The following is a 13,531-nucleotide window of genomic DNA, read 5'->3' on the forward strand; positions in this document are numbered from 1 at the left end:
ATCCACGACAATGGGGCGTTGGAGATCGACCATGCGCGAACTATCGGCGGAGGCCCGCCTGCACTTTTACGCGCGACAGATTGCAAGGAAGTCCGGGAGCGGAATTCACACCGTGGCGCTCTACAGCGCCTTCGCGGTGATCGCGGCCATCGTGTTCGGCACGCTGTCCGTCCGCCCGTTCTGACCCCTCAAACAATTCAAAAGCCGCCGTCTGATAGCCTCAGGCGGCGGCTTTGTGTTGGCTGGATACCCAGAGCTCAGTAGCCGTAACCGTATCCGTAGCCCTGTCCATAGCCGCCGCAGGTGTTGCAGGTCTGCTGGACCGGCGCGTAGTAGGAATAGCCCGGCGAGACCATCTGGGTGCGTTCCTGGGTGGCGTATTGCGGCGGGATGCGCTCATAGGCGACGCCTTCGGGCGCGACCATCACGGTCTTCGGCACCATCACGGTGCGATACTGCGCCGGCGTGCGATGCGCGACGACGCGGCCCGGCGCGACCATCACGGTTTCCTGCACGGTGCGATATTGCGGCGGCACGGTCTGCACCTGATAGCAGGTCGTGCAGGGTTGCGGCGGCGGCGTATAGCAGCTGTAGCAGCCGGCCGAGGCCGCGCTGGTGAAGGCGGCGGTGGCAACCGCGGCAATGGCGAGGGAGAGCGTGGTGCGGAACATGCTTTCGTACCCAATTTCCTGAGAGGACAATCAAAGGCTCGGAAGCAGCACCTAGCAATCAAACGGCAAGTTTGGGTTTAAGAAGACTCTTAACGGAATCTAAAGGGGCCGGCACGGCGACCGGCCCACGTCAATGCTGCGGATCGGCGGCTCAGTGCGCGGTCTTGAACGGTGCGACTGTGATACCGGCTTGCTTCAGCGCCTCACGCACATTGCGGGCGATCTCCACGGCGCCGGACGTGTCGCCATGGATGCAGACGGTATCGGTCTGCATCTTGATCACCTTGCCGGTGACCGAGACGACGGCGCCGTCCTGCACCATCCGTACCACGCGATCGGCGATCACCCTCGGGTCATGCAGCACCGCGCCGGGCTTCTTGCGCGACACCAGATTGCCGTCGTCCTCATAGGCGCGGTCGGCGAACACCTCGTGCGCCATTCGAAGATTGGCGGCTTCGCCGGCGCGCACCAGTTTCGAATTGGCGAGCACCACGAACACGAGACTGGCGTCGACCGCCTTGATCGCGCTGGCGATCGCCTTCGCGGTCATGTCGTCTTCGCAAGCGACGTTGGAGATCGCACCATGCGCCTTCACATGGGTCACCTTGTGGCCGGCCGCGGTGGCGATCGCCTGCAAGGCGCCGATCTGATAGGCGATCAGGTTCTCGATCTCCGAAGATGTCAGTCCCGGCATCGGACGGCGGCCAAAGCCGTGCAGGTCGCGATAGCCGGGGTGCGCGCCGACGCTGACACCGCGCGCCTTCGCCAACTCGACCGTGCGTCGCATGATATCGGCATCGCCGGCATGAAAGCCGCAGGCGACGTTGACCGAGGTCGCAAGCTCGATCATCGCGGCATCATTGCCCATCTCCCAGGGGCCGAAGCTTTCGCCGAGATCGCAATTGAGGTCGATGGTTGAGGTCATGACGATCGATCCGCTTGTTGTTGGTATTTGCTTCAGGGTAGCGCAACTTGCCAGGTCGACACATCGACGGCGCTGATGGCCTGACCCGCGACATTCGCATCCCGCAGCGCCTCGATGTTGAGGCCGAAATCGTCGATGCCGCGGAGCCGGTCGGGGAGCGAACGCAACAGCTCATGGTACTTGATCGCCTCAGCCTGCGCCTCTGCGATCGTGAGAGCCTTGAAGCGAAACGGCCGGCCGGCGGAGATCTGCGCGAAGCGGCCGAAATCGGCGGTAATGACGGTCGCGATCTTGGGATAGCCTCCGCTGGTGCCGCGGTCCGCCATCAGCACGATCGGCTGGCCATTGCCGGGCACCTGGATGCTGCCGTTCACGGTGCCGTCGGAGACGATGTTGTGGCCGTCAAGATGCTTGATGACCGGACCTTCGAGGCGGTAGCCCATGCGGTCGCTGGTGGCCGAGATCTTCCACTCGCCGTCGACGAGCAGCTTCTTGTGCTCCTCTGCGAACTCGTCGTCCTGCGGCCCGAACACGATGCGGATCGGTGCATCGCTGGCAGCCGGCAATTCGATACGGCGCTCGGGCGCGCCGCTGGCGGCCTGCGTCTTCAACGTATCACCGCTTTGCAGCGGGCGCGGGTAGGGACTGCCGAGCCCGGCGCGGGCGTTGACGGCGAGGCTGCCGAACATCGGCTCGCCCTCGATGCCGTGCTCGATCGCGAGGTAACTGAACGATCCGCCGCGCGCAAAGCCGAGACTGAGGGTCTCGCCTTCGGCGAGGGTCGCCGAGCTGTCGAACGCGACAGTGCGGCCCCCGATATCGGCATTGCGCGAGGCGCCGGCGAGGCTGATGCGCACAGCGCCGCCGCGTGCGGTGAACGTGGCGCCGAACGGGCCGATTTCCACCGCGGCGGCAAACGGGTCATTGCCGACCAGCGTATTCGCGGCAGCGAGCGAAAGCCGGTCCATCGCGCCGCTCGGCGTCAGGCCGTAGCGTTGCGAGCCCGGACGTCCGCCGTCCTGCACCGAGCTCGCAGGGCCGATCGAGGTGACCACCAGACTGCTCATGGCGTCACCAATTCGGCGACGAACTCGCCGGCTTCGGCGGCGCGGTCCTGTTCCGCGAAGGTCTTGGCGTCGATCGCCGTGAAGGTGATGGCGTCGCCCGGCTCCAGCAGGAAGGTCGGATCGCGATGCAACTGGTAGGTCCTCACGGGGGTACGGCCGAGCAGGTGCCAGCCGCTCGGGCCGGCCAGGCATTGCACGCCGGTCTGGATTCCACCGATCGAGATGGTGCCCGCCGGGGTGACGAGCCGCGGCTCCTTGCGCCGGGGCAGGTGCAGGGTGCTGTCCAGGCCGCTGAGATAGGACCAGCCGGGCGTGAAGCCGATCATGGCGACGCGATAGTCGCTGGCGACATGGCGCGCCACGATCTGGTCGGGCGTGGTCTGGAGCGCCTTCGCCACATCCTCGAGGTCGATGCCGTGCTCGCCGCCATAGGTGACGGGAATTCGCCAGCGCCGCGTTCCGGTCTCAGACGGCGGTGCCTTGGCGGCACGCGCGAGCAGCTGCTCGCCGAGCGCATCGAAGCTGATCTGCACGGGATCGTAATGTACCAGCAGCGACCGATAGGTCGGCACGGTCTCGGTAATGCTTGCGATCGGCTCGGCCGAGATCACGCGGTCGAGCGCGAGCACCCGCCGGTTCGCGGCGTCGTCGATGGTGCGGCTGAATTCCACCGTGATGGCGCTGTCGCCACTCGGCAAAAGGCGGGGGAGACTTAAGGGTTCGGCCATGGGGTCAAAGCGGACTTGGTCGGAGCATCAAGCTAGCGTGTTTTGCATCGAAACGGAATTCGCTTCGTGCAAAATGATGCAGCAACTTCAATAAATTAATCGGCATGCGATCGATAAATTGGGCTGATCGCAGGTTTTTCTCGCAGCCCTTGACGCAACGCCTTCGCCCGGCAACATGCGGCGGTCTTTTCCTCCCATCGGAGCAAGCTTTCCAGATGTCACTGTCCACTGAGGCGATCGCGACGCTGTCGCACGTGTCCACCGCCACCATCACCACGGTCCTGCTCAAGAAGGGGCTTCGCAACATCTGGATGCGCGGCACCAAGCCCTTGAAGCCGGGGCAGGAGCGGCTGGTCGGGCCTGCTTTCACGTTGCGCTTCGTGCCGGCCCGCGAGGATCTGGCGACGCCGGAATCCTGGTCGTCGCCGATCTCGACCCGGACCGCGATCGAGGCGATGCCGGCGGGCTGCATCGCGGTGGTCGATGCGATGGGCATCACCGATGCCGGCATCTTCGGCGACATCCTGTGCGCGCGCATGGTCAAGCGCGGAGTGACGGCGCTGATCACCGACGGTGTGGTGCGCGACGTCGAGGGCGTGCTCGGCACCGGCCTGCCGGTGTGGTGCGATGGCTACGCGGCGCCGCCGTCGGTCGCAGGGCTGACCTTCGTCGGCTGGGGTGAACCGATCGGTTGCGGCGGCGTTGCCGTGTTTCCGAACGACGTGGTGGTGGCGGACCAGGACGGTGCGGTGCTGATCCCGCAGGCATTCCTCGAGCACGTGCTGGCCGAAGGGCCCGAGCAGGAGCGGATGGAGGCCTGGATCGTCAACGAGGTCAACAACGGCGCCCAGCTGCCCGGCCTGTACCCGATGAATGCCGAGACCAAGGCGCGCTACGCCGCGACCAAGAAATAACGTCAAGAAAGGGAGGTAACCCCATGGATATCCACGTTTCCGGCTCGCGGCCGACCCGCCGCGCGCCGAAGGAAAATTTCACCGGCAGCGTGCTGCAGGACCCGATCAACATGGCGCCGGCGCCGGCCCGGCTGAACGCCTCGCGCGTGTCGTTCGAACCCGGCGCGCGCACCGCCTGGCACACCCATCCGCTCGGGCAGACGCTGTACGTGATCTCCGGCATCGGTCGCGTGCAGGCCAAGGGCGGCCCGATCCGGGAAATCCGTCCCGGTGACGTGGTCTGGATTCCGCCGAACGAGAAGCACTGGCACGGCGCCTCGCCGGACAACAGCATGACCCACATCGCCATGCAGGAGGCGCTCGACGGCGTGTTCTCGACCTGGATGGAGCACGTCACCGACGAGGAATACAACGACAAGGTCGGTTGAGACGCTGCTGCTCTACAAATGAAAGCCCCGCTCTCGAGCGGGGCTTTCTGTCTCTGGGGCTTGCCGCATGCGCATATTCGCCGCGCGCTATTCGAACCACGCAGCGTAGATCTTCGCGTAGCTGCCATCCTCGCGCGCGATGTGGAGCCACTGGTCGACGAACGCCTTCAGGGCGACGTCTCGCTGCATCCAGTAGGCCTTTTCCGCGAAGTCGAACGGCTTGTCGGGATGCACGGCGCACAGCACGCCGGGATGCAGCTTCTGCTGATAGCGCGTCTCGGATGCGTCGGTCATCATCAGGTCGGCGTCGCCCTTGGCGATCTCGTCGAAGATTTTGGTGTTGTCGCCGAAGACGCGGATATCGGCCGCCTTCACGTTGGCGCGGGCAAACCGCTCGTTGGTGCCGCCGGGATTGACGATGACGCGGGTGCCGGGCCTGTCGATCTCGGCGAGCGTGTCGTACTTGCCCTGGTCGGCGCAACGCGCGATCGGCGTCTTGCCCTCGCGCATGATCGGCGTCGAGAACAAGCCCTTCTTCTGCCGGTCGAAGGTGATCGAGATGCCGCCCATCGCGATGTCGAAATTGTCGGCCTCGAAATCCTTCATCATCTGCGGCCAGGAGGTCGGGACGAATTCGACCTTGACGCCGAGCGCCTTGCCGAGCGACTGCGCCATGTCGACATCGAAGCCGCGGAAGGCCTTGGTCTCCTTGTCGAGGGAAGTGAAGGGCAGGTAGTCGCCGGTCATGCCGACGCGCAGCGTGCCGCGCTTGACGATCTCGTCGAGCCGCGACGGGGCCTGCTGCGCATGCGCGGCGGATAGCAGAAATGCGAGAGCGAGGCCGGCCAGCGCGCGAAGCATTCGAGTGTTCTCCATCCCACTTTTTTTGCAGCGGCTGTGTTTTCGCAGCGCCTGTAATGTCGTCGTGGCTCAGACGTCGTTGCTATCCCTGCGCGCCTGCAACAGGGACGCGCTGCGGCTGATCATCTCGTGCTTGAAATGCTCAAAGCGCTGCCGTGCTTCGGCCTCGCGATCGTCGACGAATTTGATCGCGGCGTCGCTGTCCATCGGGCCGTTGACGAGCGGGGTCGATCCCTGACCGACGGTCTCGTCGACATAGTATTGGCCGTTGTCCTCGCGCACCGTCCAGTGGAAGCGCAGTGCCGCCATCGGGCCGGGGCCGGATTTGGAATAGCCGTTGGCCTCGACGGGGGCTTGCGGTTGAATCGGCTCCGGCTCGCTCGACTCCGGCTCGGTCACTGCTGCTTCGACGAATAGCGGTTCGCTGGCTTCGGGTTCGTTCGGCTCGGCCTGTTCGGCTGGCTCGGCTTGTTCGATCGGCGGCGGCTCGGCCGCCGATGGCTCGGCGGGCGCAGCCTCGGTGGTGGACACGGTCGTAATGGACGCGGCTTCGACCGTAACGATCTCGACCGACGTTGGTAGGGGCGGCGGCATCGCGATGGAGACCGGCGGATCCCCGGCTGGTTCGGCTGCCTTGTCTGCCGTCCTGTCGGTTGGCTTGGCCTTCTCGGGAGGTGTCCTCGTCTGATCGAGAATGCTCGCGATCGTAGCAAGCGCATCGTCGGTCGGGTCGCTCACGGTTCGGTCTCCCAGTCATGACGCCGACGGAATCGTGCCGACGCCATTCCTATCTACCTGATCCAACTACCCTTTGTCAGCCCGGCGTCGCCCTTTGGTTAGCTCGGGCGACGCTGCCAAATTGTCAGGCGCAGACCGGCGGCCGCTTGTCCTTCCAGGGGCGCGCCTGCTCAAGCTGGGCGGCGAGACGGAACAGCAGCCCTTCCTCCCCAAGCTTGGCCGCGAACATCATGCCGAGCGGCAGACCCGCCTTGTTCCAGGCCAGCGGCATCGACATTGCGGGTTGGCCGGACATGTTGAACATCGAGGTCCCCGGCATGTAGCGGCGCAGCACCGGCGCGATATGGGTCAAGTCCTCGGACATCGTGTTCAGCTCGCCGAGACGGAGCGGCGGCGCACACAGCGTAGGGCTCAGGAAGATGTCGCAACCTTCGAAGAAGGTGGCAAGTGCACGCGAGATCTGGAATGCCGCGAGCTGTGCGGCGACGTAGTCGGCGGGGGTCATCTTGGCTGAGTTCTGGCCGCTGGCGAGCGTCAGCCGCTCGACATCGTCCGAGGTCAGAGTGCGGCCGACGCGCTGCTCGAGCAGGCGGATGGTCAGCGCGGTGTTGCCGCCAACGATCGTGGTCATGACCGCGGCCGGATCCGCCGCAAGCGGCGGGGCGCGCTCCTCGACATGATGGCCGAGGCCCGCGAGCAGTTTGGCGATGTCGCGCACCGCTTCCGCGATCTCGGGATCGATCGCGTCGCCATAGGGCGACTTGTCGGTGAAGCTGATGCGGAGCTGGCCGGGATCGCGGCCGACCTCCTGGGAAAACGGCCGCTCGGGCGGTGGCGCGACATAGATGCTCGACGGCTCCGGACCGTGGATCGCGTCCATCATGACCGCGCTGTCGCGGACGCTGATGCTGAGCACGTGGCCGACGGAGAAGCCGCCCCAGCCTTCGCCGCGATCGGGGCCGCAGGGATTGCGGGCGCGCGTCGGCTTCATGCCGAACACGCCGGAGGCGGATGCGGGAATGCGGATCGAGCCGCCGCCGTCGCTGGCATGCGCGACCGGCAGGATGCGAGCCGCGACCGCGGCACCGGCGCCGCCTGACGAGCCGCCCGAGGAATGGTCGAGATTCCAGGGATTGCGGGTCGGGCCGAACAGGCGGGATTCCGTGGTCGGCATCAGGCCGAATTCCGGGCTCGAGCTCTTGCCGAAGATGGTGAGGCCGGCGTCGAGGAAGCGCTGCGCCAGGGTGCCGTTGTGGTCGGCGACGAAGTCCTTCAGCAGGCTGGCGCCCGAGGTGGTGCGGGTGCCCGCGAGCAGGTCGAGATCCTTCAGCAGGAACGGAACGCCGGTGAACGGGCCGTCAGGCAACCCCTTGGCGATCTGGCGCTCGGCGTAGTCGTAGTGCTTGACGACGACCGCATTGATCTTGGGGTCGACGGCGGCGGTGCGCGCGATCGCTTCGTCGAGCAGCTCCTTTGCCGTCACGTCCTTGTTGCGGACGAGCTCGGCGAGACCGACCGCATCGTAGTTGCCGAATTCCTTGAAGGCCATTTGAGTACTCCGCATCGCCGGGCCGATCCTGCCGATCGGCCGCGGCGCGAACGAGGAAGGCTGGAAGCTAGAGCGCGATGCGATCAGGTTGAACCGTCATCGCGCTCTTGTTTCTTGTTTGCGCATGATCTTTTCGGAAAACCGCTTTCGCACTTTTCCGGATCATGCTCTAGCCGAGGACGTCCTGGTTGATGACATTCTGGCGCAGCGGATTGCCGTCCAGCACGCTCAGAATGTTGCGCGCAGTCTGCTCGCTCATGCGATCGACCGCCTCGACGGTCACGCCGGCCACATGCGGTGCCATGATCACGTTCGGCAGCGCGTGCAGCGGCTGGCCGACCGGCGGCGGCTCGACCTCGAACACATCGAGGCCGGCGCCGGCGAGCTTGCCCGACACCAGCGCGTCGTGCAGCGCCTTCTCATCGACGATGCCGCCGCGGGCAGTGTTGATGAGATAGGCGGTCGGCTTCATCAGCCCGATCCGCGCCGCGTTGAACAGGCCGACCGTCTCGGGGTTCTTCGGGCAGTGGATGGTGACGAAATCCGCACGCGGCAGCGCCGCTTCCAGGCTCGACACCGGCTCGCAGCCTGCCGCGGTGATCTCGCTGGCCGGCTTGTAGGGATCATAGACCAGCACGTTCATTTCCATCGCCAGACAGCGTTTGGCGGTGCGGGTGCCGATGCGGCCGAAGCCTATGATCAGCACGGTCTTGCCGTAGAGATCGAACGGCAGCACCCCGAGCCGGCTCGCCCAGGTGCCGTCCTTGACCATCGTGTGCATTTCCTGCGCGCGCTTGGCGAGCGTCAGCATCATGAACAGCGCCTGTTCGGCGACCGAGGGCGAGTTCGCGGTGCCTGCGACCATCAGCGGCACCTTGCGGCGGGACAGCGCCGGTACGTCGACGGCGTCGTAGCCGACGCCGATCCGGGTCACCACCATCATGCCCTTGGAGGCCTCGAGCTCGGCCTCGCCAAATCGGGTCGCACCGAGCGCAACACCATGGACCGGCGCGTGCTGCTCCAGCATCGCCTGGAAGTCCTTGGCGGAGATCAGATTGGGAAATTCGATGAGTTCTACGTCGTCCCGCTGGTCGAGGAGCACCCGTGCCCCCGGCGACAGAGTCTGGGTGATGAAAATCTTCTTCTTGTTGATGGCCATTTCCTGCCCTTGCGGTTTCTTGTACGCCGTCAAAGGACGGCGCCGGTCACCTCGTTTAGCAAATGCATATTGTTGAGGTCCACTGCCAATCGGAGCGGGCTGCCATCCTGCGCCCCCGCATTGGGATTGACCCGGCCGCAGAGCTGACTGCCCTCCAGCGTGAAATAGACCAGGGTCTCCATCCCCATCGGCTCGGTGACGTCGAGCACCGCGTCGAACGGCTCGACGCCGGGCTCGGCGTGCGGCCGCGCCTCCATGACATGCTCGGGCCGGATGCCGAGCAGCAACTTGTCGGTGCGCGAGAGGCTCTGGTAGCGTGCGGCGCGCGCCGGTGGCAGCGGGAAAGCGAGGCGGTCGGTGAGCCTGACATTGAGCTTGCCGCCGACATCCTCGAGCCGGCACGGCACGAAATTCATCGCGGGCGAGCCGATGAAGCTCGCGACGAACCGGGTCGCCGGCTTGTGATAGAGTTCGTTGGGCGTGCCGATCTGCTCGATCTTGCCGTGGTTCATCACCACTACGCGGTCCGCCAGGGTCATCGCCTCGACCTGGTCGTGGGTGACGTAGACCGTGGTGGTGCGGACCTTCTGATGCACCTTCTTGATCTCGATCCGCATCTGCACGCGCAGCTTGGCGTCGAGGTTGGACAGCGGCTCGTCGAACAGGAACACCTTCGGGTTGCGCACGATGGCACGGCCCATCGCGACGCGCTGGCGCTGGCCGCCGGAGAGCTGCTTCGGCTTGCGGTCGATCAGGTCGGTGATGTCGAGCATCCGGGCGGCCTCGGTAACCCGGCTCTTGATCTCGGCCTTGGGATAGTTCTTCAGCCGCAGCCCGAACGACATGTTCTCGGCCACCGTCATGTGCGGATAGAGCGCGTAGTTCTGGAACACCATCGCGATGTCGCGGTCCTTCGGCGGCACGTCGTTGACGACGTCGCCGCCGATAATGATGTCGCCGTCGGAGATGTCCTCGAGGCCCGCGATCATCCGCAAGGTCGTCGACTTGCCACAGCCGCTCGGTCCGACCAGCACCACGAACTCATGGTCGGCAATGTCGAGATCGATGCCGCGCACCGCCTCGACCTCATCGTAACGCTTCACCACCTTGCGCAAACTGACGTCGGCCATCCGTTCAACCCTTTGTCGCGCCGGCGGTGAGGCCGGCAATGTAGTAGTCCATCAGGAACGCGTAGATGATCAGCGGCGGCGCGGCGCCGAGCAGGGCGCCGGTCATGATCTGTCCCCAGTTGAACACGTCACCCTTGATCAGCGTCGTGATGATGCCGACCGGCAGCACGAGCTGGTCGGTCGAGGTGGTGAACACCAGCGGATACAGGAACTGGGCCCAGGACACGGTGAAGGCGAAGATCGTCGCCGCGATCAGGCCGGGCAGCGCGACCGGGATGAAGATGCGGGTCAGCGTCTGGAACCAACTCGCGCCGTCGATGATCGCGGCCTCGTCGAGCTCCTTCGGGATCGAGGCGAAATAGCCGATCATGATCCAGGTGCAGAACGGCACCGTCAGCGTCGGATAGATGAACACCAGCACATACCACCGATTGATGAGCTGAATACCGGTCCAGTCGCCGAACACCGCGAACATCTTGAACAACGGAATGAACAGCAGGCTGTCCGGAATGAGATAGGTGAGAAAGACGCCGGTCGCGAGTGTCGCCGAGCCCCAGAACTTCATCCGCGCCAAGGCAAAGGCCGCCGGCACACTGATCAACATCGTGATGGTGACGACGATGATGGAGACCCAGGCCGAATTCCAGAAGAAGCGCAGGAACTGGTTCGACGTCAGGAGCTCGACGTAGTTCTCGAGTGTGGGGTGGTATACCCACCACGGATTGGTCGCCGCGGAAATCTCCGCGCTGCCCTTCAACGACGTGATCAGCATGTAGAGCGGCGGCGTCAGCGAGAAGATCGCGAACAGCACCAGGAAGAAATAGGACCAGCGTAGGGCCCAGGTCCGATCGCGGCTCATGCTGCCGTATTTGACCTTGCGGGTCGGCCCGGACTTGTCGATCGTCATCGTGCTCATCAGGATTCGTTCCCGCGTTTGGTGATGTCGCGCAGGATGAAGATCGCCGCGACCGCGAGGATCGGCACCATGAATAGCGAGACGCTGGCGCCGAGCGGGATGTCGCTGCCCTCGATGCCGACGCGGAACGCCCAGGTCGCGAAGATGTGGGTATGATCGAGTGGCCCGCCGGCGGTCAGGATGCGCACGATGTCGAAATTGGCAAAGGTGACGATCAGCGAGAACAGCGTGGTAATCGCGATGATGTTGCGCATCATCGGCAGCGTCACGTACCAGATGCGCTGCCACCAATTGGCGCCGTCGATCGCTGCCGCTTCATAGAGCTGCTCGGGCACCGATTTCAACGCCGCCAGATACATGATCATGAAGAACGGCGCGCCGTACCAGACGTTGACCAGGATCACCGAGAAGCGCGCCCACATCGCATCGCCGGTCCACGGGATCGGCCCGATGCCGAAGAAGGACAGCGTGTAGTTGAAAGCGCTGTAGGAGGGATCGAACAGCCATAGCCAGGCCAGCGTGCTCATTGCCGGCGGGATCACCCATGGCACCAGCAGCATGCCGCGCCATTTGCGCTGCTTGTTGGCGGGCACGTTGTGCACGAAATGCGCGACGATGAAGCCGATCAGCGCCTTGAAGACCACCGCGGAGATCGCGAAAATGCAGGACTGCTTGACCACCAGCCAGAAGGTGTCGCGCTTGAACAGGAACTCGAAATTGCCGAAGCCGACGAACTTCGTCATCGCCTTGTTCAGCGTCGCCAGATGCAGCGAATACAGCGCCGGGTAGAGCACGAGAACCGCGATCAGGACGATCAGCGGCAACGTCATCAGGAACGCGGCCATCGATTTGCGCCGCAGCGCGTTGCGCAGGCCGCCGCGTCTTCGCCCAGGCTGGGCCACCGCCGCGCGGTTGGATTGGAATGCGACATCAACCATAACGCAGGTCCCTCGCGCGGGTCGGTTGCACAGTTCGCCGGTTCAGCGGCAGGAATGCAAAGACGAGACTGCGCGCGGCCGGCACTATCGGCGGCCGCGCGAAGCTCGCTTGCCGTCAGCTTCGCATGAAGCCTTCGCACTCGCCCTCGGCCCAGGTGAGGGTCTTCTCCATGCTTTCACCCTGGTAGTATCTGAGGCACATCTTGGTCAGAGTGGCTTGGAAATAGATCTGCTGGGCAATCTTCGGCGGCGCAGGTGACGCGGCGATCGACAGGATTTGGTGGTTGTTGGGGTTGGGGTAATGGTAGAGCGTGCCCTTAGGCGGCGACTGCTCTTGCCATATCTTCAACGTGGTCAAATTGGCGAAGGCGGGAAGATCGTAGCCGCCACTGGCGTTGACCAGCCGCTCGATCGATGCCGGCTGCGACAGATGCGTCAGCAGGCTCTTTGCGGCTTCCTTGTTCTTGGAGAAATTCCAGAGCGACAGGAAGTAGGGCAGGAACGGTGCGAAGCGGCCCTTGGGACCGGCCGGGAAACCGTGGGTCCAGCACTGCTCGGCGATCTGAGGCGCATCGCGCTTGGCGACGGCCCATGCGCTTGGCGGGTTCATGATCATCGCGCCCTTGCCGGCCACCAGCCATTTGTTGTTGGAGGCGTCGTCCCATGCCGCCACGTCGGGCGGCAGGAAGGCGATCAGCTTCTTGTAGAAGTCGACCGCCTGGCGGACCGCGTCGGTCTTGACCGTCAGGTTACCCTTGGCGTCGACCAACTCGGCCCCGAATGACTGGAAGATCGCGCCGGCGGTATCGACACTGTCGCTGGTCTCACCAAGCCCGATCCCGAACGGGAAGCCAGCCTTCTGACACGCCTCGGCCGCCTTCAGGAAGCTATCCAGCGTCCAACTGTCAGCCTTCGCCGGGCTGCCTGCCGGATACATCTCCTGCACGTCGATGCCGGCGTACTTCTTCATCAGGTCGATACGAGAGCAAGGCCCCTTGATCTGGCTGCCGAGACAAGTGGGAACACCGAGCCATTTGCCGTTCGCCTGGCCGAGGTATTTGACCGTGCCGTTGACCTCGCCATTCTGCTTGATGAGCGGCTCCATGACGTCGTTGACCGGCTCGAGCTGCTCGGCATTGGAGTGCACCCACCACGTTGGCATCGCGAAGATGTCGTGGCCTGTCTTCGCCTGCGCTTCGGCCGCGATCGTAACGAGGTTCTTGTTGCCCACGCTGGTGATATAGTCGATCTGGACCTCGACCTTCTCCTTCTCGGCCCACTCCTTGACCAGCGCGGTCGACTCGTTGTTGGCGCCGGGCACCCAGTGATCCCAGAAGCCGATAGAGAGCTTTCCGGCTGCGTGCGCGCCACGTACGTAAGGAGCTGTGATCAGTGCGGCCGATGACAGCGCTGTCGCTGCAACGAATTGTCGGCGTGAAAGCGTCTTCCGTGACATGGCGTTCCCTCCCTGGCGAGCCACCGGACAAAAGACTTTCGGATCCCGTTG

At 64.4% G+C, this 13,531-nt stretch carries 15 protein-coding genes; 3 read left to right on the top strand and 12 right to left on the bottom strand.

What is annotated here, in order from left to right; translation table 11 throughout:
- Positions 1-31 precede the first annotated feature (31 nt).
- Positions 32-184, top strand: coding sequence for a hypothetical protein (locus CWS35_RS24410; protein WP_168226371.1), 153 nt, complete (start codon positions 32-34; stop codon positions 182-184).
- 73 nt (positions 185-257) lie between these two features.
- On the opposite strand, the gene CWS35_RS24415 is transcribed toward CWS35_RS24410, so the two are convergent.
- The 4 genes from CWS35_RS24415 to pxpB form a co-directional block, all read right to left on the bottom strand.
- Positions 258-671, bottom strand: a complete 414-nt coding sequence (locus CWS35_RS24415; RefSeq protein WP_100954199.1) for a hypothetical protein — start codon at positions 669-671, stop codon at positions 258-260.
- Positions 672-822: 151 nt separating this feature from the next.
- Complete coding sequence (locus tag CWS35_RS24420; protein WP_100954201.1) at positions 823-1,596, bottom strand: LamB/YcsF family protein; 774 nt, start codon at positions 1,594-1,596, stop codon at positions 823-825.
- Between the two features lie 32 nt (positions 1,597-1,628).
- On the bottom strand, positions 1,629-2,663 hold the full coding sequence (locus CWS35_RS24425; RefSeq protein ID WP_100954203.1) for a biotin-dependent carboxyltransferase family protein: 1,035 nt from the start codon (positions 2,661-2,663) through the stop codon (positions 1,629-1,631).
- Positions 2,660-3,391: a 5-oxoprolinase subunit PxpB gene (gene pxpB, locus CWS35_RS24430; protein ID WP_100954205.1), complete on the bottom strand. Its 732-nt coding sequence runs from the start codon at positions 3,389-3,391 to the stop codon at positions 2,660-2,662. The genes CWS35_RS24425 and pxpB overlap by 4 nt, the downstream gene beginning before the upstream one ends.
- A 215-nt stretch (positions 3,392-3,606) precedes the next feature.
- On the opposite strand from pxpB, the gene CWS35_RS24435 reads away from it, so the two are divergent.
- Together CWS35_RS24435 and CWS35_RS24440 are read left to right on the top strand one after the other, a co-directional pair.
- Entirely contained in the window at positions 3,607-4,305 is a 699-nt protein-coding gene (locus CWS35_RS24435) for a ribonuclease activity regulator RraA (protein ID WP_100954207.1), read from the top strand.
- Positions 4,306-4,328: 23 nt separating this feature from the next.
- Positions 4,329-4,733 carry a cupin domain-containing protein gene (locus CWS35_RS24440; RefSeq protein ID WP_024584064.1) on the top strand — a complete coding sequence of 135 codons (405 nt, stop codon included), beginning with the start codon at positions 4,329-4,331 and terminating at the stop codon, positions 4,731-4,733.
- 87 nt (positions 4,734-4,820) lie between these two features.
- On the opposite strand, the gene CWS35_RS24445 is transcribed toward CWS35_RS24440, so the two are convergent.
- The 8 genes from CWS35_RS24445 to CWS35_RS24480 all read right to left on the bottom strand — a co-directional run bounded on the left by CWS35_RS24445 (position 4,821) and on the right by CWS35_RS24480 (position 13,480).
- Complete coding sequence (locus CWS35_RS24445) at positions 4,821-5,594, bottom strand: transporter substrate-binding domain-containing protein (RefSeq protein ID WP_100954209.1); 774 nt, start codon at positions 5,592-5,594, stop codon at positions 4,821-4,823.
- 69 nt (positions 5,595-5,663) lie between these two features.
- The gene (locus tag CWS35_RS24450) at positions 5,664-6,332 is read right to left on the bottom strand and encodes a hypothetical protein (protein WP_100954211.1); all 669 of its coding nucleotides are present in this window, start codon (positions 6,330-6,332) and stop codon (positions 5,664-5,666) included.
- A gap of 124 nt (positions 6,333-6,456) precedes the next feature.
- Entirely contained in the window at positions 6,457-7,881 is a 1,425-nt protein-coding gene (locus CWS35_RS24455; protein WP_100954213.1) for an amidase, read from the bottom strand.
- Between the two features lie 169 nt (positions 7,882-8,050).
- On the bottom strand, positions 8,051-9,040 hold the full coding sequence (locus CWS35_RS24460) for a hydroxyacid dehydrogenase (protein WP_100954215.1): 990 nt from the start codon (positions 9,038-9,040) through the stop codon (positions 8,051-8,053).
- Between the two features lie 29 nt (positions 9,041-9,069).
- Positions 9,070-10,170: an ABC transporter ATP-binding protein gene (locus CWS35_RS24465; protein ID WP_100954216.1), complete on the bottom strand. Its 1,101-nt coding sequence runs from the start codon at positions 10,168-10,170 to the stop codon at positions 9,070-9,072.
- Positions 10,171-10,174: 4 nt separating this feature from the next.
- Complete coding sequence (locus tag CWS35_RS24470; RefSeq protein WP_024584070.1) at positions 10,175-11,086, bottom strand: carbohydrate ABC transporter permease; 912 nt, start codon at positions 11,084-11,086, stop codon at positions 10,175-10,177.
- The gene (locus CWS35_RS24475; protein WP_024584071.1) at positions 11,086-12,024 is read right to left on the bottom strand and encodes a carbohydrate ABC transporter permease; all 939 of its coding nucleotides are present in this window, start codon (positions 12,022-12,024) and stop codon (positions 11,086-11,088) included. Before CWS35_RS24475 ends, CWS35_RS24470 begins: the two co-directional genes overlap by 1 nt.
- Before the next feature lie 115 nt (positions 12,025-12,139).
- On the bottom strand, positions 12,140-13,480 hold the full coding sequence (locus CWS35_RS24480) for an ABC transporter substrate-binding protein (RefSeq protein ID WP_024584072.1): 1,341 nt from the start codon (positions 13,478-13,480) through the stop codon (positions 12,140-12,142).
- Positions 13,481-13,531: the final 51 nt, after the last annotated feature.

The organism is Bradyrhizobium sp. SK17 (genome assembly GCF_002831585.1).
GTDB lineage: Bacteria > Pseudomonadota > Alphaproteobacteria > Rhizobiales > Xanthobacteraceae > Bradyrhizobium.